The following is a 631-nucleotide window of genomic DNA, read 5'->3' on the forward strand; positions in this document are numbered from 1 at the left end:
TTTAAGATGGCAGTTGCCGATAGGAGTTCGGCCAGGGAGATGTATCAGAAAGACAGTTGGCTTCAAAAAGCCTTTGCAATCTTCTTTTTACTTGCATGGTGCGCATTGACTTTCGTAATGCTGAACTACTTCATCTTCGATACCATTCAGCTTGATGATTGGCAAATAGCATTTGTAAGCAGTATCAATGGTGGAATATCCACCAAACTAAGCACCATTATTGACTTTCTTTTCGGTAGTGCAATATCAGGAGTAAACGATGTCAAACTTAAAAACAGACGTAAAAAATGAAAACATTCGATGAGTTGTTTGATGGTGTAATCAAACACGAAGGCTATTATGCCAATGTAGAAGGCGACCGAGGTGGGGAAACCTACATGGGTGTTGCCCGGAATTTGCATCCCGATTGGGAAGGCTGGCAATACATTGATGCCTACAAAGAAACCTACGGTGAAATACCTTGGAACTTTAAGATTGATGTTCCTCGATTGACACAGCTTGTAAAGGAATTTTATAAGCAGACCTTTTACAAAAGGTTTAAAATTGATGAAATCTCCAATGGCTCAATACAGCAAATAGTTTTTGATTGGTGCGTTAATAGTGGAGTATGGGGAGCCAGAGGCGTTCAACG

Annotated in this window: 2 protein-coding genes; both read left to right on the top strand. The window is 40.4% G+C overall.

Annotated features, from left to right (window positions below):
* On the top strand, positions 1-291 hold a 291-nt coding region (locus tag KEM10_RS25215; protein ID WP_212220982.1), incomplete at its 5' end, for a hypothetical protein.
* On the top strand, positions 288-631 hold a 344-nt coding region (locus tag KEM10_RS25220; protein ID WP_212220985.1), incomplete at its 3' end, for a glycosyl hydrolase 108 family protein. The genes KEM10_RS25215 and KEM10_RS25220, both read left to right, overlap by 4 nt.

It is taken from the genome of Carboxylicivirga linearis (genome assembly GCF_018271995.1).
Classification (GTDB): domain Bacteria; phylum Bacteroidota; class Bacteroidia; order Bacteroidales; family Marinilabiliaceae; genus Carboxylicivirga; species Carboxylicivirga linearis.